We start from the raw sequence: 20,680 nt of genomic DNA, 5'->3' as shown, positions 1-20,680 counted from the left end.
TGTCAAATGGACGTTTGGTGCCGGGTGTTACGCGGGGGTGAATAGGCGGTCGGCGATCATCGCGCCGATGGGCATGGCTGACGTGGCGGCCGGCGAGGGCGCGTTGCACACGTGCAGCATTCGCGCGGTCTGGGCGAACAAAAAGTCGTGTACCAGGCTGCCGTCGCGCATCACCGCCTGGGCGCGAATGCCCGCTTCATAGGGCAGCAAGTCGTCGAGGGTCAGCGATGGGCAGTACTTGCGGCACTGCTCCAGGTAACCGGACTTGAACAGCGAATTCTTCATTTCGGTGGTGCCCGAGCCGAGGTTCTGCCAAATGGTTTTCCAGAACCCCGGGAAGCTGGCGTACTGCGCCACATCGCGCCAGTTCACCGAAAACTTGCGGTAATTCTCACGGCCCAGGCCCAACACGGCATTCGGGCCGACGGTAACGCTGCCGTCGATCATGCGCGTGAGGTGAACGCCGAGGAACGGTAGCTCCGGGTCGGGAATCGGGTAGATCAGGTGGTTGACGATGTTGTTTTTTTCCGGCGGCAGGCGGAAGTATTCGCCCCGGAACGGGATGATCTGATGGTCGATCTTGATCCCGGCGAGGGTCGCCAGGCGGTCCGACTGCAAGCCTGCACACACCACCAGGTGGCGCGCCTGCCAGGTTTCGCTGCGGGTGCTGATGGTGACCTTGTCGGTGTCTTCGCGGATCGCGGTCACGGTGCGGTCCAGGCAGATCTGGCCACAGCGACGGCGGATCACCTCAGCCATGGTCTCGCACACCTGGCGGTAGTCGACGATGCCGGTGGCGTCGAGAAACAGCCCGCCCAGGCCAACGATGTTCGGTTCACGCTGGCGCAACTGGTCGGCATCCAGCCGCTCAACCTTCATGCCGTTGAGCTGAGCGCGCGCATACAGCGCTTCCATGCGTTGCATTTCCAGCGGATTGGACGCCACCAGCAGCTTGCCGCACACCTCGAACTTGATGCCGTGCTCGGTGCAGAACTGCTTGGTCTGTTCGGCGCCGCGCTTGCACAGGTCGGCCTTCAGGCTGCCGGGTGCGTAGTAGATGCCAGCATGGATCACGCCGCTGTTGTGGCCGGTCTGGTGCTTGGCCAGCACCGACTCTTTTTCCAGGATCACCAGGGACGCGCCGGGTTTGCGCTTGAGCAGTTCCATGGCGGTGGCCAGGCCGACGATGCCGCCGCCGATGATGCAATAGTCGTGAATCATGATGCGGAGTCTCTAAGGTTGCACATTTTGGTCTGCTTATCAGGTTGTCAGACTAATGTTTTTGTTAAAAAAATGGCGTGTCCATGGACACGCTACTTAAAGGATCAATGGGTGGCTGGCAGCTCCAGGCTCAGGCGGCGCGCGGCAGCCCGCAGGTGTGCTTCGGCGCTGGCGGCGGCACGCTGAGCGTCACCGTCGGCGATGGCCTGGTAGAGCGCCTGGTGTTCTTGGGTGGCGTCGGCGGAGCCTGTGACAAAGCGTGACGCCGAGTTTTCCCAGGCGGTCTTGCGCGCACTGGCCAATTGGCTGCGCAGGAAGTCGTGGAAGGCCACGAAGTAATCATTCTTGCTGGCGTCGGCGATGGCGCGGTGGAACTCCACGTCGGCGATGGCGGCGGCTTCGAAGTTGTCGCGGTTGTCCTGCATTGCCTGTAGGGCGCTTTTCATGCGCTGCAGGTCGGCATCATCGCGGCGCTGGGCGGCAATCGAGGCGGCTTGGGTTTCGATCCACAGGCGCACTTCGAACATCTGCGCCAGGTCGGGGCGGCGGCCGTCGGCCTGGGGGAAGCGGAACACCGTACCGGCCGGTGTCTGCGAAATGAACGAGCCCAGGCCCCGGCGCGCGGTGATCACGCCATCGGCCTTGAGCTGGGCAATCGCTTCGCGCACCACGGAACGGCTGACGTTGAGTTGTTCAGCCAGTTGCTGTTCGGTGGGCATGCGCGACTCGGGCGGCAGTTGGCCGGAGTCGATTTCTGCGCGGATGGCACTGACAACCCGGACGACGAGCGAATCGGGGCGTTGGAGCTCAAGCATGGGACTGCCTTGGTGATCAGGTTGTCAGACAATAGTCGTTACGATTTTAACTTGTCAATATTTGTGTCGTATCCCCGCCGCCAGCAGGATCATGCCCAGCGCCACGGCGAAGGTGGTGTGCAGGCCGTAGGCCACTGATTGTGGCAGGGCATGGGTGACATCTGGAGTGGCCCAGGCGAACACCGCACCCAGGGCCGATGCGCCGAAAATCAAGCCGAGGTTGCGAGACAGGTTCAACAGGCCGGAGACCTTGCCACGACGTGAGGCCTCTACATCGCTCATCACGGCAGTGTTGTTGGCGGCCTGGAACAGGCTGTAGCCGGTGGTCAGCAACACCAGCGAGCCCAGGTAGGCCGGCAGCCCGCTGACCAGGGACAGCAGCAGGGCGCCGAGGACCATGACGCCTAGCCCCGCGAGGGTCATACGTTGGCTGCCCAGCCGGTCCACCCAACGGCCGGCGGGCACACCGCTCAGTGCGGCCACACAAGGCCCGACGGCCATGGCCAGGCCCATCCAGGCTGGATCGAGCCCCAGCCCCCGAGACAGATAAAACGGCCCCACCACAAACGTGGTCATGATCACCGCGGCCACCAGCGCACTGATGACCAGGCCGACGCGCAAGGAAGGGTTTTTCAGCGGGGACCAGAAGCGTTCGTCCGAGGGCCGATGCCCCGGCTGGCGATCAACCGGCAGGTAGCAATAGGCGAGGGCAGCGGCCAGCAGGCCCAAGGGTACGCCCACGAGGAACAACGCTTGCCAACCCCACAAACTGAGCAGCATCCCGCCCACGCTTGGCCCCATCGCAGTCCCCACGGCCGACATCGTGCCGAGCAAACCCATCACCCGGCCGATGCGTTCCTTGGTCACGGTGTCGCCGACCATGGCCAGGGTCATCGCCATCATCACCGCCGCGCCCAGGCCCTGCAGGACACGCGCCATCACCAGCCATGGCAGGGACTGCGCCAGCCCGCACAGCCCGCACGCCACGGCGAACAACAACAAACCGGCGAGCAATACACGCCGACGGCCCAGTCGATCGCCCAGGCTGCCGGCGCTGACAATCACCGCCGTGATCGCCAGCAGGTAGGCCAGCACCACCCATTGCACGGCGTGAAACGAGGCGTCAAACGCGTGGGCCAGCGCTGGCAACCCGACGTTGGCGATGCTGGTGCCCAGAGCGGCCAGCAACATGGACAGGGACAGGCTGACAAGGGCGCCTCGTGAAACCGTGTGCATAGGGAATTCCTTGAGTGAACGCGACTGTCACAACTCTACGGCGTGGCCTAACATGGCGGAAGACGCCGGGTATGCAGTGAATACCTGCATAAAACGCCTGATGAGGAGTCGTGATGCCCGATCTGAATTTGCTGATCACCCTGGACGTGTTGCTCGCCGAAGGCAGCGTCGCCCGCGCCGCAGAGCGTCTGCGCCTGAGCCCGTCGGCGATGAGCCGGGCCTTGGCGCGGCTGCGTGAGACCACCGGCGACCCGTTGCTGGTGCGCGCGGGTCGTGGCCTGGTGCCGACGCCCAGGGCGGTGGCATTGCGTGAGCAGGTCAGCCGCCTGGTGCAGGAGGCCCAGGCGGTGTTGCGGCCCGCAGAGTCCCTGGACATGGCCCGGGTCGAGCGCACGTTCACCCTGCGCACCAGCGAAGAGTTCGTCGAAAACTTCGGCCCGGCATTGCTCGCGCGCATCGCCCGGGAGGCCCCTGGGGTGCGCCTGCGCTTCGTCACTAAAACCGACAAGGACACCGCCTTGCTGCGCGACGGCAGCGTCGACCTGGAGACCGGTGTGGTGGACGCCAGTGCCAATCCCGAGGTGCTGACCCAGGCGCTGTTCCGTGACCGCGTGATCGGCGTGGTGCGCAGCGGGCATCCGCTGAGCCAGGGGACTGTCAGCATTCGGCGCTATGCCGAGGGGCAGCACGTGTACGTCTCCCGCCGTGGCCAGGCGCGAGGGCAGATCGATGACGTGCTTGAGTCCCAAGGCATGCCGCGACAGATCAGTACCATCGTGGCCGGGTTCTCCACCGCCATCGCACTGGCACGGGACACCGACCTGATCGCCAGCGTGCCCGAGCGCTACACCGTCCACCAACGCGAAGGCCTGCACAGTTTCGCCCTGCCGCTGGTGCTCCCCACGTTTACGGTGGCGATGCTCTGGCACCCGCGCCTGGATGCCGACCTGGCCCATCGCTGGTTGCGCGGATGTTTACGTGAGGTATGCGGGCTGCAGCAGGTACAATCGCCGCTGTCTTGACGTGAAACTCCCAGGAATCTGCATGTTCAGCCTTACCCGTTACACCACCCCGTGCCCCGAGCCTATCAACGGCCAGATCCTGCAGATGGTGGTGGACAACCTCACCGACATCAGCAGCGTGGCGCTGCCGCCGAGCAACCTGCTGTACAACATCTACCAATACGCGATCGGCTTTGAGGTGCACCTGTACCTGGAGGCGCTGGGCGGTGCCAAGGGCATTGCGGTCGAGTTGGTGGTGGCCACCGACACCCAGGACCCGGAACAGGTCATCGGCTTTGTGCTGTACCTGCCGGTCAAGGACGATCCCGAGGCGTGCGGCATTGCATTCATGGCCGTGCAGGCCGGCAAGCGGCGCCAGGGTGTGGCACGGGCGATGCTGAAAGACGTGCTGGCGCGCTACCCCCACGCCGAACTGGCCTGCGCGGTGGAGAAGGTGCCGGCGTTCGAGGCCATGGGCTTTCAAGTGCGCGGCGCGCGGGGTACCCAGGTGCTGATGAACACACGGGATTACGCAACGAATGGCCTGATGGGCGTGCTGGATGTGGCGTCGATCTACAGCTCATTGGAAGTGCGGCAGATCCACACCTACCTGCTGCAAAAGCACGGCAAGCGCGCAATGGTGGACGCCGAGAAACAGCGTGATCGCCACCTCGACCAGCTCACACACAAAGCCCAACGCTTCATACAAAACCTGTAGGAGCCGGCTTGCGGGCGATCGGGTGTATAAGGTTTATTCGTGTAGGAGCCGGCTTGCCGGCGATGGCGCCCTCAAATTCGCTATCGCCCGCATGCGGGCTCCTACAGGGGCGGGGGTCGCTTATGGCTTGGCCAGGTTCCAGTTGCCGCCAACGCCGTCACCGGTGATGTCGCCCGGCTTGCTGTCCTTGACCCAGGTGTACAGCGCCTGGCCCTTGTAGGCCCATTGCTTGCTGCCATCGTCACGGGTGATCACGGTGTAGCCGTCGGCATCCTTGGCGGCGGCCGAGGCGGTGAACGCCGGCCAGTTGGCCAGGCATTGGCCGCTGCAGGCCGACTTGCCGGCGCTGTCTTTGGCGAAGGTGTAAAGGGTCATGCCTTTGCTGTCCACCAGCACTTTGCCTTTGGCGCTGTCGGCGATTTTGGCAGGGGCGGCGAAGGCCATGGACGAAGCACAGGCAATCAGGATGGCAGCAGCAAGGGAGCGTTTGTTCAGCATGTCAAACTCCTGGGTCTTTTCTGGTTTGGGTACTGGCCATGTGCTGTATTCACACGCCGTACTCAGGTAAACACCCGCCGCGCCGCTTTATTCCTCGCCCGTGAATAATTATTTAACCGCGCGCACGATTGACCATCGCCAGGATCGTCGCCAGCAACTCCTGTTGCGCCTCTTCACGGCTGATTTCGCCACTGGCCGCCGCGTGGGACAAGGCTTCCGCCGCGCCGAGCATGGCGCGCAGGCCGGCCTGTGACACGCTGCCAGCCGCCGCGAACGGCGACAGCGCGTCGCGGCATTTGGCCAAGAAGATCGCCTCGTACTCGCGCTTGAGGGTTTCCAGTTCCGGCGAACTGCTCAGCGCCGCGATCACCCCGGGAATCTCCCGGCCTTGCAGCAACACGCAATCGACATAGGACGAGGCGATCACCCAGGCGCGGTCATCCAGGGTGGCCGCGCTGGCTTCGATGGCATCGCTGAAGACCTGGTTCTGGCGCCCGTCGAAATCTTCATAGAGGGCGGCCAGCAGGCCCGCACGGGTAACGAAATGGTCGTAGACCACCGGCTTGGTCACACCCGCCAGTTCGGCCAGGCGGCCCAGGGTCAGGGCTTCGGTGCCTTCGTCGCGTACCAGTTGCCAGGCCACATCCAACAGTTGGCGCAGGCGGTCTTCGCGGGTCAGGCGACGGCGTGGGGCAGGGGATTCACTGCTTGACATGCTTATATACCAAAAGTAACTTAATCGGCGTAACTTACTAATCGTAGCTTAAGCCGAAAGGGAGCCACTGTCATGCATGCACTCATCGTTGTCGCTCATCACGACCCGCAATCCCTCACCCACAGCCTGGCCGCACACGTTGCCACGGGGCTCGCCGCCGCAGGCCACACCTACGAAATCGCCGACCTCGCCGCCGAAGGTTTCGACCCGCGCTACAGCGCCGCCGACCATTTAGTGCACCGCACCCGCGCCACGGCTCCCGCCGACGTGCTCGCCGAACAGGCGCGTATCGACCGCGCCGACGCGCTGGTGCTGGCCTTCCCGATCTATTGGTGGTCGATGCCGGCATTGCTCAAGGGCTGGGTCGACCGCGTGTTCGTCAATGGCTGGGCCATCGATTACGGCCCGGATACCCCGGTGGTGAAAAAACTGCGGCACTTGCAGGTGCACCTGCTGGCGCTGGGCGCCGCTGATGAAAGCGCGTTTGAACGCCACGGTTATGCCAAGGCCATGGGCACCCAGATCGACTACGGGATTTTTGATTACTGCGGGGCGCACGTAGTGACGTCTGAGTTGCTGCTGGAATCGGAGTCGGGAACGGCCCTTGCGCACCTGAACACAGCAGAAAACCTGGGGCGACGGCTTTTTGCGCAGTCTGAAGTGCTGGAAAAAGCCTAAAGCAGATGCTTCTCCAGGCTGCGCTGGATCAACCTCGCCAACTGCGTCACCGGCTCGCTGGGCTGTTGGCGGTTGCGGTGCAATTCGTACCCCAACGATGGCACGGGTGGCAGGTCGTCCAGCTTGCAGAGCGCGGGCGGCAAACCCATTGACGTGCGTAATGTCACGCCTAATCCGGCCTCCACGGCGGCCCAGATGCCCGCGACACTCGGGCTGGTGAGTGCGATTCGCCAGCAAATGCCTGCACGGTCCAGCGCATCGGTGGCGGCGCTGCGCAACACGCAAGGTGCGTCGAACATCACCAGCGGCAGCGGTGCCAGGGAGCTACGTGGCAGCATCGGTTTGTCGCGGGGACCGATCCAGTGCATGGCGGTTTGCCCCAGGTGCGTGACGTAGGGCGAGACGTGCGTGGTGGCCCACGTCAGCGCCAGGTCGAGCTTGGCGCCGTCCACCAGTGCTAACAGTTCGGCATTGCGCGCAATCCGCACTTCCAGGCTGATCATTGGGTAAAGCTGGGCGAAACTGCGCAGCACATCGCTGAGTACCCGCTCGCCGAAATCCTCCTGTACGCCAAGGCGCAGTGTGCCTTCGGTACGGGTCTGGTTGAGGGCATCAAAAATGCTGTCGTTGAGTGCCAACAGGCGTCGGGCATGGCTCAGCACGGCTTCGCCCACCGGCGTCAACGCCAGGCCACGGCCGGACTTGTTGAGTACCGGCGTGCCGACTCGCTCTTCAAGTTTTTTCAACTGCGCACTGACCGCCGAGGTTGATCGCCCCAGGCGGTCTGCGGCCTTGGCAAAGCTATTGAGCTCCACGCCCAGGACAAAGGTGCGCAGTACATCCAGATCAAAGGTGGGGAGGCTCATCGAATCGTCCATAAAAACGGCATGGTGGCTGCTGTTTAATCTGATATTCGGAATGATCCTGGCTTGCTAATTTTTGCCCGTCAACTCAATTGTCGGAGCGCTGCACATGCCCTACGCACGCATCTCATTGCAACGCGGTAAGCCAGCCCATTACCTACGGGCCCTTTCCCAAGGCCTGCATGACGCACTGGTGGAAACCTTCGGGATCCCTGTGGGGGATCGTTTCCATGTCATTCACCAGCATGAGCCGGGGGAGTTGTTCGTCGATGCTGATTACCTGGGCGGCCCGCGCAGTGCCGACTACGTGCTGATTGCAATCACTGGTGGCAAGCCGCGTGACACGGTGACCAAACGCCGTTTCTACCACGTGCTGACCCAGCGTTTGAGTGCAAGCATCGGTCTCGACCCTGAGGATGTAATGATCGTGATCAGCACCACGGCGCCAGAGGACTGGTCGTTTGGCGGCGGGCGGGGTAATGAGTAGCGGGCATTAGCCTTCGCGAAACAGGTCGTGGGCGTCGAGCAGGCGGTAGGCGATTTCCGGGCGCTTCTCCATGCCACGGCGAATCGCGGCCGGGATCGATTGCCGGGTCTTGCGGCACAGGCCGGGCAGGTCGTCGATGATGATCTGGATCCCGCGCATGCTCTTGACCTCGGTGTGCCCCGGTGCGACATGCACGCGGATGCCCAATTGCTGGTACATCAGCTGTTGCATGCGCTCCAGGTCTTGCAGGCTCTTGAGGTCTTCGAGGCGGTCGAGCAGTTTTTTCTCTTCCTGGCGCGTGAGCTGCAGGATGCGCTGGTCGGTGCCCGGCGCCTCCAACAGCTGTTCGCGCTGGCAGTCACAGGCGCCGGGTGGGCAGGGCTGGCGAATGTTCATGTGCAAGGCCTCCCCCTTCCAGCGCCTAGTGCTCAGTAGCTCAGTTGAACCCCAAGACTGCCCAGGGCCTTCCAGTACTCAGGATAGGTCTTGGCCACGCAATCCGGGTCCTGGATGCGGATGCCCGCCACCTTCAGGCCGGCCAGCGCAAAGCACATCGCGATGCGGTGGTCGGCGTGGGTGTCGATCAGTGCGTTGCAAGCGGTACCAGCCAGTGCCGGGTCGCTGGCCACCAGCAAGTCGTCGCCTTCGATGGTAGCCAGGCCCGGGCGGATTTCGTTGAGGCCGTCATGCAGCGCTTGCACGCGGTCGCATTCCTTGACGCGCAGGTTGGCCAGTTCGGTGAAGCGCACCGGGGTGTTGTTGAACGCCGCCAGCACCGCGAGGGTCGGGATGGCGTCCTGCATTTGCGAACCGACCACCGTGGCCTGCATGTTCGGGAACTGGGCGATCACGGCCTGGGCCTTGGCGTCCGGCTGGGTGAAGTCCTGGGCGGCCACGCCGATGTCGATGCGGCCAGCGGTCAGCACTTCGGCGGCCCACAGGTAGGTGGCGGCGGAGGCGTCTGGTTCGATCAGGTAGTCATGGGCGGTGTAGCCGGTGGGGGCCACGCGCCAGGTGGTGTCGTTGACGGCTTCCACCTGGGCACCGAAGGCGCGCATGCAGTCCAGGGTGAGGTCCACGTAGCCACGGGCGCCGATGTCCTTGCCGGTCAATGCCACTTCAATCGGGGCTTCGCCGCATGCCGCGAGCATCAGCAGGGCCGACACGTATTGGCTGGACAGGCCGCCGTCGATTTCAAAACGCTTGGCTTGCACCTTGCCCACGCCGTGCACGGTGACCGGTGGGCAGCCGGTGGGGCTGTCGACCTTGATGCCATTCTGGCCGAGGGTGGCCAGCAGCGGGCCGATCGGGCGTTTCTGCATGTAGTCGTCGCCGTCCAGTACCACGGTGCCTTCGACGGTAGCCACGGCGGCGGTCAGAAAGCGCATGGCGGTGCCGGCGTTGCCGAGGAAAAGGGGCTGGGTGGGCAGTTGCAGTTTGCCGGAGCCGGTGACCACGAAGGTGGTGTCGTCGGGTTCGTCGATGGTCACGCCCATTTGGCGCAGGGCCACGGACATGTGGCGGGTGTCGTCGCTTTTGAGGGCGCCGCTCAGGCGGCTGGTGCCCTTGGCGAGGGCGGCCAGCAGCAGGGCGCGGTTGGTGATGGATTTGGAGCCGGGGGGCGCGACCTTGCCATTGAGGGGGAAGTTGGGCGGTGTAACGGTCACGGTTTTTTGCGAACTCAAGGTACAGGGCTCCTGATCAAGGCAAGGTGGCACGGAGTGGCCGACGGGCGGACTCGAATAATCGGGTATAGATGCAGTGCTTGTCGAGCGTGGGGTAACGGCCACCGGTATTTTCTGGTTGTGCATCAATCCACCTGTGGGAGCTGGCTTGCCTGCGATGGCGGCCTCATGGTGTACATATCCATTTCTTCGGTAACGGCTGCTTATGGTTCCGCTCTTACAGCGGGTCACTTTTGGAAAAGAGCCCCAAAAGTAACCAAAAGGGCTCTTGCCCCAACACTCGGCACCTCGCCCAGGCTCGGTGTGCCCGTAATCCGACAGTGATTTGGGGGGCCGCCGCCACGCGCCATCCATGGCGCGGGGCGGCTAAACCGGCATCCCTGCCGGTTTACCCCCCAAATCCCTGCCGGATTACGGCCAGCGTGTTTGATGGGGCGCCTAAGATCAAAAGCAAGAGCACAGCGGCCTGACAGCCGGCTTGAGTGGTGTGGAGCAAAGGCAAAGGCAAAGGCAAACGCGGTTGTGTAGGAGCCGGCTTGCCGGCGATGCAGGCGCCTCGGTCGCAGGCGGTTAGCGTTTTGCCAACCAGTAATCATGCAACGCTCGTGCTGCGGGTTCGATTTCGCTGGCGCGTTGTTGATGCGCCTGTACATCCAGGTCGGCGGGCAGTTCGAAGTTGTCTTGTTCGGCGCACCAGGAGATTTTTTCCAGCTCTGCGGCTTGGGCGGCTGGCAGCTCTGGCCAGTTGCCGATGGCGGCGCCGCGGATGTAGCCGAAGCACCATTCTTCGGCGAGGGTCACGGTGTGGCCCTGGTGGTCGGTTTCGTCGAAGCGGGCCTTGAAGCTGCTGGCATCGGTGGCCAGTTGTTCGGCCAGGATGTTGAGGTGGCGCACGCACAGTTCGAGGAAGCGCTGTGCTTCGTCCATGGTTTCCCACTCGGGGTTTTGCCCGCCCCAGATCGCCGGGAACCACTCGGCCACGTCCACCTGGGCCGGGCTGGACACCAGGGCGGTGAAGTAGCCGTCGAGTTCGGCCAGGTTCAGCACGGAATGGTCGTCGCCGTATTTGAGCAGGGTGTCTTCGATGAATTCGAATTCGGCCGGGGTGAGGGGTTGGGCGTGCATGGGCATTTCCTTTAAACGTCGAGCGCCGCAGGTGGGGCGGCTTAAAGCGCGAAGGATGGTACTTAGGACGGTTTTTTTCCAGTACTTTCCAGGCGCTGGCACAGCTTGCTCACGCACATCGCGCCCACCACTGCGAGGATGATGGGCACCAGGAAGTCATGCTCGATACGGGTGAATTCCGCCACCAGCACAATCGCCGTCAGCGGCATGCTCATGCTGGACGCCAGAAAAGCCGCCGCGCCGATGATCGCAAACGCCCCCAACGGTACGCCCGGCCACGCCAGGCTCCAGGCGCCGCCGAGGATGATCGCCAGCAGTGCGCCGTTGGCAAGGCCGGGCGTCAACAGGCCGCCTTCGGCACCGGCGCGCAGGCTGCTGGTGGTGATCAGCACCTTGACCAGCAACAGCAACGCGGCCAGGCCGATGCTCAGTTCATTGTCGAACCCCAGTTGCGCCGGGCCTTTGCCGTTGCCGAGGATTTGCGGCAGCCACATCGCCAACACGCCGATGACCGTGAAGTTGATCACTGACAACACCGGCAAGCGCCAGCCCCGTGCAGCATTCGCCCGGGCGCTACCGGTGAGCCGGGTGAAACCGTAAGCCGCCAGCCCGAACACCGGCCCGCAGACCACGGCCCAGGCGATCAAAGGCGGGCTCAGCACAAAGTGCGGCACCACGTATTGGGATTCGGCACCCAACCCGATCCACGCTACCGAAGCGGCAATCGCCGAGGTCGCCAAGGCAATCACCGCGGCGGGCCAACTGAACACGCCCACCAGCACTTCCAGCACGAACACCGCGCCGCCCAACGGCACGTTGTACACCGCCGCCAGGCCCGCGCCGGCGCCGCAGGCGACGATCAGGCGATGCATGGGCGGGGTGAGTCGCGCCCGCTGCGATAACCAGGTGGCGGCCAAGGCCCCGACTTCCCGTGGCGCCACTTCACGGCCCAGCGGCGAGCCAAGGGCCACGGTGATGATTTGCAGCACGGCGTGGGCGAGGGTGGTCTTGGGCGGCATGATCGGCATCTTCTCCGACACCGCCTGCTTGATGCTCACCAGCGGCCGTCCGTAGCGATAAATCAACCACCAGCCCAACCCGGCCACCAGGCCACACGCCATCAGCACCAGCAAGCGCCGTTCGGGGGCGGCCGCCGTCACGCCGAGCAGGAAGGTTTCGTGGCTGACCAGGCTGTCGAGGCTGTAGCCGTAGGCCAGGTGTTGAATACCGTGCAGCAGCAACGCCAGGAGCATGCCGCCAAGCCCCGCGCCGATGCCGGTCAGCACGACCACCAAGGCCAGTATCAACGATGAGCGAAACGTGGACGGCATACACAACTCCAGGCAATGGCCCTGATTGTATAGCCGATAAATCGCCTGCTTTGGGTGAAATGTATCGCCGCTGCATGAAGCGCCGCGTCACAACATTTCATTACCTTTGCCAGTCCCGGTTTTGGCCGATGCGCCGTCCTGCACCCTTGGTATAGTTCGGGCCTTATCACTCGCCAGTCAGGGATCACTGCCATGTCCGAATACCAAGCTTTCGTCGTCGAACTCACCGGCAACGTTGCCCATGTGCAGATCAACCGCCCGGAAAAGATCAACGCGATGAACGCCGCGTTCTGGACCGAAATCATCGATATCTTCCAGTGGGTCGAAGACACCGACGCCGTGCGCGCTGTGGTGCTCAGCGGGGCCGGCAAGCATTTTTCCTCTGGTATCGACCTGATGATGCTGGCCTCGGTGGCCAATGAATTCGGCAAGGACGTGGGCCGCAACGCACGCCTGCTGCGCCGCAAGATCCTTGAGCTGCAAGCCTCGTTCAATGCCGTCGACAACTGCCGCAAGCCGGTGCTGGCGGCCGTGCAGGGTTACTGCATCGGCGGTGCGATCGACCTGATCAGCGCCTGCGACATGCGCTACGCCGCCGAGGGCGCGCAGTTCTCCATCAAGGAAATCGACATCGGCATGGTCGCCGACGTCGGCACCCTGCAACGCCTGCCGCGCATCATCGGCGACGGCATGTTGCGCGAACTGGCCTATACCGGTCGCCAGTTCGGTGCCGAGGAAGCGCGCAGCATCGGCCTGGTCAATCGCGTCTATCCCGATCAGGAAAGCCTGTTGGCCGGGGTGATGGAGATCGCCCATGAAATCGCCGCCAAGTCGCCGATTGCCGTGACCGGCACCAAGGCCATGATCAGCTACATGCGTGACCATACAGTCAATGACGGTCTGGAATACGTTGCCACCTGGAACTCGGCTATGTTGCAATCCAACGACCTGCGCGTGGCCATCGCGGCCCACATGAGTAAGCAGAAACCCGAATTCGTGGATTGACTGACATGACCCCAGGCTGGATTACCACAACACTTCTGGACAACGACACCCCTGGCGGCTGGGCCGTCGCCCGTAGCCGCGACGGCTTCTTGCATGACGCCAACGGCCCGCTGTTCCCCCGGGAATGGCTCAAGCGCCAGGACTTGGCGGTGTTTGCCGAGCACGGCATCGGCCACCTCGACGGCGAGCCGGTGTACCTGCTGGAACTGGACGCCGCTGCCGAGGTGGAAGGTTGCAGTTGGCAGGGCCTGCGCGCCTTCATGCTGCAAGGCGACCACACGCTGTACAAAGTGTTGGGCTACGCCGCGCAGATCGGTACCTGGGCCCGCGAGCACCGCTTTTGTGGCAGTTGCGGCCAAGCCATGGTCCAGGTGCCCCGCGAGCGCGCGATGCATTGCCCGGCCTGTGACCTGCGCAGCTACCCGCGGATTTCGCCGAGCATGATCGTGCTGGTGACCCGTGGCGACGAGATCCTGCTGGCCCGTTCGCCACGCTTTGTGACGGGGGTGTACAGCACGCTGGCGGGGTTTGCCGAGCCAGGGGAGTCGGCCGAAGACTGCCTGATCCGCGAGGTACGCGAGGAGGTGCAGGTGGAGGTGAAGAACATCCAGTACATGGGCAGCCAGTGCTGGCCGTTCCCGCACTCGATGATGCTGGGCTTCCATGCCGAATACGCCGGTGGCGACATCGTGCCCCAGGCCGACGAGATCGAAGACGCGCAGTGGTTCAGCATCCACGACCTGCCGCCGTTGCCGGCGTCACGTTCGATTGCGCGCTACCTGATCGACCTCTACCTGGCCCGTCGCTTAGGCCACGCTGAACCAGTGCTGCCAGGCTAGGCGCACCGTCAGCCCGAGCACTACGGTGATGAACACCGGGCGAATGAACTTGGCGCCGCCGCTGATTGCGCTGCGTGCGCCAAAGAACGCGCCACACATCACCGACACGCCCATCGCCAGGCCGACGATCCAGTCCACCGAACCATTGATGATGAACACCGTCAGCGCGCCCGCGTTGCTGACGAAGTTCATGCTGCGCGCCAGACCGCTGGCCTTCACCAGGTCGATGGGGTGCAGCAACATGGTGCTCACGGTCCAGAATGCCCCGGTGCCCGGGCCGGCCACGCCGTCGTAGAAGCCGAGGCCGAAACCCTGGGTGGATTGCCATTTCTTCTTGATCGGCGCATCGGCGTCCAGCGGCGCCTTGGGCGTGCCGCCGAACAACAGGTACACGCCGCAGGCGAAGACGATCACCGGGAGCATTTTGTTCAGGGTTTCGGCGGGCAGGTAGTGGGCGACCACGGCGCCGCTCAACGCGCCGATCAATGTGCCGACGATGGCATGCACCCACTGGCGCGGGTGGAACAGCTTGCGGCGGTAGAAGGTGAAACTGGCGGTGGCCGAACCGAAGGTGGAGCTGAGCTTGTTGGTGCCCAGCACCAGGTGCGGTGGCATGCCGGCCGTGAGCAGGGCCGGCGTGGTCAGCAGGCCGCCGCCGCCCGCGATGGCGTCGATGAAACCGGCAATAAAGGCGACAAGCGCCAGGATGGCGAGGGTGGTGAGGTCAACGCTGAGTTCGAAGGGCATGGGCAGGGCTTATTCTTGGCAAGGTGCGCAGCGAAGGGGCTGCGCCAAAGGCCTGCATCTTACCTGCCGGAGGTACCGAGAACCACATGTGGGAGCGGGCTTGCTCGCGAATACGGTGTGTCCGTCACCTCATGCATTCACTGACACACCGCTTTCGCGAGCAAGCCCGCTCCCACATGGGTAACTGCGATCAACCGTGACGCTTTTCCAGCCACTCCAGCGCCGTACGCCAGATGCAAATCCCCAGGAAATACGCCGACATCAGCGACCACAACCCAAACGTCCACGGGTTGGTGTTCGGGTAGTCCACTACCATCAGGAAGCTGCACAGCAGCCAGATCGTGGTCACGGCGATGTTGATTGGCATGAACCGCTTGACCCGGAACGGGTGAAGGAACTTCATCGGCGTCACGGTCAGCAGGGCCAGGCCGATCACCGTGAGCAAGGTCACCCAGGCCTCCGGCTGGATGATGTACACGCACAGCGCCACCACGTTCCATGCCGCCGGGAAGCCGACGAAGTAGTTGTCCTTGCTCTTCATGTTCACGTTGCAGAAACAGAACAGCGACGACACCAAAATCACCGACACCGTGAACAGGTGAGTGAAGTCGGGCAGGTCGATGTAGCGGTAGATGAACAGCGCCGGGATGAACACATAGGTCAGGTAGTCGATCACCAGGTCCAGCACCGAGCCGTCGAAGCTCGGCAACACGGTGCTGACGTTGACCCGGCGTGCCAGGGAGCCGTCGACGCCATCGACCACCAGCGCCAGGCCCAGCCACAGCAGGCAGGCCTTGGGCGAGTTTTCCAGCAGCGCCAGGGTGGCCAGAAAGGCCAGTACCACACCGGTGGCGGTGAAGCCGTGGGCGCCCCAGGCTTTGAGTCTGGCTACATGCAGGGTCGATATCACGGGCGGTTCTCCAAAAGGTGAAACGGGGCAGCCGACAACGTAACGCCGTCGAGTCTGGCCGGGGAATGCAGGTATCGACCGGGAAGGGGGGGATAAGGTTCACCGCCCCGGTGTATCACTTAGCGTAGCAAGCGTAGGACGATTCGGCATCAGCCCTGGCGGAACACCAAGGCCTTCAAGCCACTTTGCGGGTCAATATCAGGAAATTCCGGCGGGTTTTGCAGCCGTTCGATAAAGCGCAGGCCCGGTGCTTCGCGGGTCACGCCGTCGATCAGGAAGTCTTCACCCAGGGCCGGGTCATTCATGCAGGCCAGTACCGTGCCCTGTGGCGTGAGCAAATCCGGCAGGCGGCGCAGTACGCGCTGGTAGTCCTTGGTCAGCAGGAAACTGCCTTTCTGAAAGGACGGTGGGTCGATGATCACCAGGTCGTAAGGGCCGTTGTGCGTGACCTTGGCCCAGGACTTGAACAGGTCGTGGCCCAGGAAACTGACCTGGCTCAGGTCATGACCGTTCAGGCGGTGATTGTCACGGCCGCGGCTCAAGGCGCCACGGGCCATGTCCAGGTTCACCACATGCTCGGCGCCACCTTCGATGGCCGCCACGGAGAACCCGCAGGTGTAGGCAAACAGGTTGAGCACGCGCTGGCCCTTGGCTTGTTCGCGCACCCAGTTGCGCCCGTAGCGCATGTCGAGGAACAGCCCGCTATTCTGTTTTTTACCCAGGTCGATCAGGTAACGCAGGCCGCCTTCGGTGATGATCAGCTCTTCGACGGGGTTGCCCACCAGCCATTCGGTGGTGCTTTGCGGCAGGTAGCGGTGTTGCAGGGCCACGGTGTGATCGGCCAGTTGCGTGCGCAGCAGCTGTTTCAGGTCTTCCAGTGGCTGCGCCTCGGGCTCCTTGAACAACGAGACCAGCACTACGCCTTGCAACCAGTCCACGGTCAGTTGTTCCAGGCCCGGCCAGCAACGGCCACGGCCGTGGAACAGGCGACGGGTTTCGTCTGGTGGCGTGGCCAGGGCGGTGGCGAGGTGAGCGTGCAGGGTGGCGAGTGCGTCTGGGGTCATCGTTGAGCGTCAGTCATTGAGCGGGCGGCATTTTAAACACAGTTGCAGGCTTTTGGGGTGCTTGAGCACAACGTGCTGGAAAAAAGCCAGTTGGCAGTGATTCATGCTCAAAAAGCTGTGAGCTGCGCCTGATAACAGGCAAATAATCCTCTGGCACCGACATAAACTGGAAAAAAAGCCCGGAGGTGCCCATGAACGGTTTTGCGAGTGCAGTCAATCACACAGCAGTGGATCAGGTAGAGCTGGACGAATGGCGCGACGCCCTGGCGTCCCTGGTGGCCAACGCCGGGCCGGCCCGGGCCCGGCAGATCCTCGACCTGCTGGCCCGTGAAGGCAGCGCCCCGCACATCGACTGGAAACCACGCCACGGCACGCCTTACATCAATAGCATCAGCGTCGAACAGCAACCGCCATTCCCCGGTGACCTGGCCACCGAAGAGCGCCTGGCTTCGCTGGTGCGCTGGAACGCCCTGGCCATGGTGGTGCGCGCCAACCAGGCCTATGGCGAACTGGGTGGCCATATCGCCAGCTACGCCAGTGCGGCGGACTTGTTCGAAGTGGGCTTCAACCACTTCTTCCGCGCGCGCAACGAGGGCTTTGGCGGCGACCTGGTGTTCTACCAGCCGCATTCGGCACCGGGGATTTACGCCCGTGCCTTTCTGGAGGGGCGCCTCAGCGAGAGCGACCTGGCCCACTATCGCCAGGAAATCGGTGGCCCTGCGGTCGGCGCACGGGGGCTGTCCAGTTACCCTCATCCGTGGCTGATGCCTGACTTCTGGCAGTTCCCCACCGGTTCCATGGGCATAGGCCCCATCAGCTCGATATTCCAGGCGCGCTTCATGCGCTACTTGCAGCATCGCAACTTGCAGGACACCACCGACCGCCATGTGTGGGGCGTGTTCGGCGACGGCGAGATGGACGAGCCAGAAAGCATGTCGGCCCTGACCCTGGCCGCCCGCGAAGGCCTGGACAACCTGACTTGGGTGGTCAACTGCAACCTGCAGCGCCTCGACGGCCCGGTACGCGGCAACGGGCGGATCATCGACGAACTGGAAGCCTTGTTCGCCGGCGCCGGGTGGAACGTGATCAAACTGGTCTGGGGTTCGGACTGGGACGCCTTGTTCGCCCAGGATATCGACGGCTCGCTGGTCAACACCCTGTCAGATACCGTCGACGGGCAATTCCAGACCTTTGCGGCCAAAGACGGCGCCTACAACCGCGAGCACTTCTTTGGCCAAAGCGAGTCCCTGAAGGCGCTGGTGGCAGGCATGAGCGACGAGCAGATCGACCGCCTCAAGCGCGGCGGCCATGACATGGTCAAGATTCACGCGGCTTACCACGCGGCACGCCGGGTCAAGGGCAAGCCCACGGTGATCCTGGCCCAGACCAAGAAGGGCTTCGGCATGGGCGAGGCCGGGCAGGGCAAGATGACCACCCACCAGCAGAAAAAACTCGACCGCGACGCGCTGATCGCCTTCCGCAATCGCTTCCAGTTGCCGCTGAGCGATGAACAGACCGAATCCTTGAGCTTCTTCAAGCCAGCTGACGACAGCCTGGAAGCGCGTTACCTGCACCAACGGCGCAATGCGTTGGGCGGCTATGTGCCCAGCCGCAGCCAGGTGGCCGCAACAGTCGCGGTGCCGTCGATAACGGGATACGCCGGATTCGCCACGGCGGCCGACGGCAAGGAAATGTCCACCACCATGGCCTTTGTGCGCATGCTCACTAACTTGCTCAAGGACAAGGCCCTGGGCCCGCGCATCGTGCCGATCGTGGCGGATGAAGCACGCACTTTCGGCATGGCCAACCTGTTCAAGCAGATCGGCATCTATTCCAGCGTGGGCCAGCGCTACGAGCCGGAAGACATCGGCTCGATCCTAAGCTACCGCGAGGCCACCGACGGGCAGATCCTCGAAGAAGGCATCAGCGAAGCCAGCGCCATCAGTTCCTGGGTCGCGGCCGCCACCAGCTACTCGGTGCATGGCCTGCGCATGCTGCCGTTCTACATTTATTACTCGATGTTCGGCTTCCAGCGGGTCGGCGACCTGATCTGGGCCGCCGCCGACCAGCGCGCTCGCGGGTTTCTGCTGGGCGCCACGGCCGGGCGCACCACCTTGGGCGGCGAAGGTTTGCAGCACCAGGACGGCAGCAGCCACCTCATGGCGGCGACGGTGCCGAACTGCCGGGCCTACGACCCGGCGTTTGCCGGTGAATTCGCGGTGATCCTCGACCACGGCATGCGCCAGATGCTGGAGCACGATGTGGATGAGTTCTACTACGTGACCCTGATGAACGAAAACTACCCGCAGCCGAGCCTACCGGGCGGCGTGGAGGCCGCGATCATCAAGGGTATGTATCGCCTGGAAGGCGCCGCCGACGCCCAGGTGCGCCTGCTCGGCTCTGGCACGCTGGTGCGCGAGGCCCAGGCAGCGGCGCAGCTGCTGGCGGAGGATTGGCAGGTGAGCAGCGAAGTGTTCAGCGTGACCAGCTTCAGCGAATTGGCGCGGGATGCGCGGGAGGTGGAACGTTGGAATCGCCTGCATCCGCAGGACACGGCGCGGGTGAGTCATGTGAACGCGTGCTTGCCCCAGGGCGCGCCGGTGATCGCGGTGTCGGACTACGTGCGGGCGGTGCCGCAGATGATTGGTTCGTACGTGGACTCCCGTTACACCGTACTGGGTACCGACGGTTTTGGACGCAGTGATACACGGGCGGCGCTGCGGGATTTCTTCGAGGTGGACCGCCATCACCTCGTGCTGGCGGCACTGACGGCGTTGGTAGAGCAGGGGAGCCTAGACGCGAGGGTGTGCCAAGAGGCGATTGAACGGTACGGCTTGCAGGCCGAGCGTGACCCGTCCTGGACCTTCTGAGCAGCAGAGATCAACTGTGGGAGCTGGCTTGCCAGCTCCCACATGGGTTTTGTGGTGTGACTTAGAAGGTGGCAATCAGGGCAGGGCCGAAGGCGTCCTTGAGGAAACCTGGGGCGATATAGCGTTCGTAATGCGCCTCGGACAACAGGAAAAACTCCCGGTCAATCGCATCGCGCAAATCCGCCAGGTGCCGCTCGCGAAACTCCGGCAACAATGCCAAACCGTAGGCCTCCAGCTTGGAAATCACCCTCGCACCCCGGGCAATCAACTGGTAGGCCCAACAATATGGCGACTGATGCGGCACAAAGCGGATCTTGCGGCTTTCCAGCTGCTGGCGCAGCAGGTGCGCGTCGAACACTTCCAGTTTGCTGGCCATGACCTGCACCAGCAACTGCTCCAGGCGCAACCACACCGCCTGCTTTTCCTCGGCGTTATAGCCGTTCCACTGGATCACCTCATGGTGATAACGCTTGCAGCCCCGGCAGACCAGGTCCCCGTAAACGGTGGAGCACAGGCCGACGCAGGGGGTCTTGATGGTTTGATTGGGCATAAATGGCTTGCTTGCAAAATCTAGAGAGCACCGCAGTCCCAATGTGGGAGGGCGGTACGACGATTCGACTTGCTCGCGAAAGCGGTGTGTCAGTCACCGGATGCATCGATTGACATATAGCCTTCGCGAGCAAGCCCGCTCCCACATTCTGGATCCGCGTCGATGATTAATCCCAGCTCAGCGCGCCGCCAGTCTGGTACTCGATCACACGGGTCTCGAAGAAGTTTTTCTCTTTCTTCAAGTCCATGATCTCGCTCATCCAAGGGAACGGGTTGGTCGTCCCTGGGTACTCTTCCTTCAAGCCAATCTGCGACAAACGACG

21 protein-coding genes and 1 pseudogene are annotated in these 20,680 nt (G+C 63.3%); 7 read left to right on the top strand and 15 right to left on the bottom strand.

Annotated elements, in window-relative coordinates; translation table 11 throughout:
* Window positions 1–27: 27 nt before the first annotated feature.
* The 3 genes from lhgO to ACVWVP_RS29225 form a co-directional block, all read right to left on the bottom strand.
* Entirely contained in the window at window positions 28–1,221 is a 1,194-nt protein-coding gene (gene lhgO, locus ACVWVP_RS29235; RefSeq protein ID WP_259171206.1) for an L-2-hydroxyglutarate oxidase, read from the bottom strand.
* Between the two features lie 104 nt (window positions 1,222–1,325).
* Window positions 1,326–2,036: a FadR/GntR family transcriptional regulator gene (locus tag ACVWVP_RS29230; RefSeq protein WP_178923370.1), complete on the bottom strand. Its 711-nt coding sequence runs from the start codon at window positions 2,034–2,036 to the stop codon at window positions 1,326–1,328.
* Window positions 2,037–2,090: 54 nt separating this feature from the next.
* Entirely contained in the window at window positions 2,091–3,272 is a 1,182-nt protein-coding gene (locus ACVWVP_RS29225; protein ID WP_457409517.1) for an MFS transporter, read from the bottom strand.
* A gap of 113 nt (window positions 3,273–3,385) precedes the next feature.
* On the opposite strand from ACVWVP_RS29225, the gene ACVWVP_RS29220 reads away from it, so the two are divergent.
* A complete protein-coding gene (locus ACVWVP_RS29220; protein WP_259171209.1) occupies window positions 3,386–4,294 on the top strand; it encodes a LysR family transcriptional regulator in 909 nt (302 codons plus the stop codon).
* Window positions 4,295–4,316: 22 nt separating this feature from the next.
* Window positions 4,317–4,991, top strand: a complete 675-nt coding sequence (locus ACVWVP_RS29215; RefSeq protein WP_457409513.1) for a GNAT family N-acetyltransferase — start codon at window positions 4,317–4,319, stop codon at window positions 4,989–4,991.
* A gap of 120 nt (window positions 4,992–5,111) precedes the next feature.
* Here the strand turns inward: ACVWVP_RS29215 and ACVWVP_RS29210 are convergent, their stop codons facing one another.
* Window positions 5,112–5,489 (bottom strand): COG4315 family predicted lipoprotein, encoded by a 378-nt coding sequence (locus ACVWVP_RS29210; protein WP_176998349.1) that lies wholly within the window; start codon window positions 5,487–5,489, stop codon window positions 5,112–5,114.
* Window positions 5,490–5,601: 112 nt separating this feature from the next.
* Window positions 5,602–6,204, bottom strand: coding sequence for a TetR/AcrR family transcriptional regulator (locus tag ACVWVP_RS29205; protein WP_178923380.1), 603 nt, complete (start codon window positions 6,202–6,204; stop codon window positions 5,602–5,604).
* A 72-nt stretch (window positions 6,205–6,276) separates the two neighbouring features.
* Between ACVWVP_RS29205 and ACVWVP_RS29200 the strand changes: the two genes are divergently transcribed.
* Window positions 6,277–6,882 carry an NAD(P)H-dependent oxidoreductase gene (locus tag ACVWVP_RS29200; RefSeq protein ID WP_178923382.1) on the top strand — a complete coding sequence of 202 codons (606 nt, stop codon included), beginning with the start codon at window positions 6,277–6,279 and terminating at the stop codon, window positions 6,880–6,882.
* Here the strand turns inward: ACVWVP_RS29200 and ACVWVP_RS29195 are convergent.
* A complete protein-coding gene (locus ACVWVP_RS29195; protein WP_178923384.1) occupies window positions 6,879–7,748 on the bottom strand; it encodes a LysR substrate-binding domain-containing protein in 870 nt (289 codons plus the stop codon). The genes ACVWVP_RS29200 and ACVWVP_RS29195 overlap by 4 nt on opposite strands.
* A 106-nt stretch (window positions 7,749–7,854) precedes the next feature.
* Between ACVWVP_RS29195 and ACVWVP_RS29190 the strand changes: the two genes are divergently transcribed.
* The gene (locus ACVWVP_RS29190) at window positions 7,855–8,232 is read left to right on the top strand and encodes a tautomerase family protein (protein ID WP_259171213.1); all 378 of its coding nucleotides are present in this window, start codon (window positions 7,855–7,857) and stop codon (window positions 8,230–8,232) included.
* A gap of 6 nt (window positions 8,233–8,238) precedes the next feature.
* On the opposite strand, the gene ACVWVP_RS29185 is transcribed toward ACVWVP_RS29190, so the two are convergent.
* The 4 genes from ACVWVP_RS29185 to ACVWVP_RS29170 form a co-directional block, all read right to left on the bottom strand.
* Window positions 8,239–8,628 (bottom strand): hypothetical protein, encoded by a 390-nt coding sequence (locus tag ACVWVP_RS29185; RefSeq protein WP_259171214.1) that lies wholly within the window; start codon window positions 8,626–8,628, stop codon window positions 8,239–8,241.
* A 32-nt stretch (window positions 8,629–8,660) separates the two neighbouring features.
* Window positions 8,661–9,917 carry a 3-phosphoshikimate 1-carboxyvinyltransferase gene (gene aroA, locus ACVWVP_RS29180; protein ID WP_176998345.1) on the bottom strand — a complete coding sequence of 419 codons (1,257 nt, stop codon included), beginning with the start codon at window positions 9,915–9,917 and terminating at the stop codon, window positions 8,661–8,663.
* 570 nt (window positions 9,918–10,487) lie between these two features.
* Window positions 10,488–11,042 carry a UPF0149 family protein gene (locus tag ACVWVP_RS29175; protein WP_457409506.1) on the bottom strand — a complete coding sequence of 185 codons (555 nt, stop codon included), beginning with the start codon at window positions 11,040–11,042 and terminating at the stop codon, window positions 10,488–10,490.
* A 62-nt stretch (window positions 11,043–11,104) separates the two neighbouring features.
* Window positions 11,105–12,373 (bottom strand): chloride channel protein, encoded by a 1,269-nt coding sequence (locus tag ACVWVP_RS29170; protein ID WP_178923394.1) that lies wholly within the window; start codon window positions 12,371–12,373, stop codon window positions 11,105–11,107.
* A 192-nt stretch (window positions 12,374–12,565) separates the two neighbouring features.
* On the opposite strand from ACVWVP_RS29170, the gene ACVWVP_RS29165 reads away from it, so the two are divergent.
* Complete coding sequence (locus ACVWVP_RS29165; RefSeq protein ID WP_457409503.1) at window positions 12,566–13,378, top strand: crotonase/enoyl-CoA hydratase family protein; 813 nt, start codon at window positions 12,566–12,568, stop codon at window positions 13,376–13,378.
* Between the two features lie 5 nt (window positions 13,379–13,383).
* Complete coding sequence (nudC, locus tag ACVWVP_RS29160; RefSeq protein ID WP_457409500.1) at window positions 13,384–14,217, top strand: NAD(+) diphosphatase; 834 nt, start codon at window positions 13,384–13,386, stop codon at window positions 14,215–14,217.
* Here the strand turns inward: nudC and ACVWVP_RS29155 are convergent.
* From ACVWVP_RS29155 to ACVWVP_RS29145, 3 genes are all read right to left on the bottom strand, one after another.
* Complete coding sequence (locus tag ACVWVP_RS29155) at window positions 14,185–14,964, bottom strand: TSUP family transporter (protein ID WP_457409497.1); 780 nt, start codon at window positions 14,962–14,964, stop codon at window positions 14,185–14,187. The genes nudC and ACVWVP_RS29155 overlap by 33 nt on opposite strands.
* 190 nt (window positions 14,965–15,154) lie before the next feature.
* Window positions 15,155–15,874, bottom strand: coding sequence for a phosphatidylcholine synthase (gene pcsA / locus ACVWVP_RS29150; RefSeq protein WP_178923403.1), 720 nt, complete (start codon window positions 15,872–15,874; stop codon window positions 15,155–15,157).
* Window positions 15,875–16,023: 149 nt separating this feature from the next.
* Window positions 16,024–16,938: a class I SAM-dependent methyltransferase gene (locus ACVWVP_RS29145; RefSeq protein ID WP_178923405.1), complete on the bottom strand. Its 915-nt coding sequence runs from the start codon at window positions 16,936–16,938 to the stop codon at window positions 16,024–16,026.
* A gap of 191 nt (window positions 16,939–17,129) precedes the next feature.
* On the opposite strand from ACVWVP_RS29145, the gene mdeB reads away from it, so the two are divergent.
* The gene (gene mdeB, locus ACVWVP_RS29140; RefSeq protein ID WP_457409494.1) at window positions 17,130–19,808 is read left to right on the top strand and encodes an alpha-ketoglutarate dehydrogenase; all 2,679 of its coding nucleotides are present in this window, start codon (window positions 17,130–17,132) and stop codon (window positions 19,806–19,808) included.
* A gap of 61 nt (window positions 19,809–19,869) precedes the next feature.
* On the opposite strand, the gene ACVWVP_RS29135 is transcribed toward mdeB, so the two are convergent.
* The gene (locus ACVWVP_RS29135) at window positions 19,870–20,358 is read right to left on the bottom strand and encodes a DUF1289 domain-containing protein (protein ID WP_178923409.1); all 489 of its coding nucleotides are present in this window, start codon (window positions 20,356–20,358) and stop codon (window positions 19,870–19,872) included.
* Between the two features lie 166 nt (window positions 20,359–20,524).
* Window positions 20,525–20,680 (bottom strand): annotated as a pseudogene (locus tag ACVWVP_RS29130) (ribonucleotide-diphosphate reductase subunit beta); the annotation flags it as partial.

Source organism: Pseudomonas sp. TE24901 (genome assembly GCF_054058375.1).
Note: the sequence above shows the minus strand (reverse complement) of the source record. Positions and strands in the feature narration are given on the sequence as shown.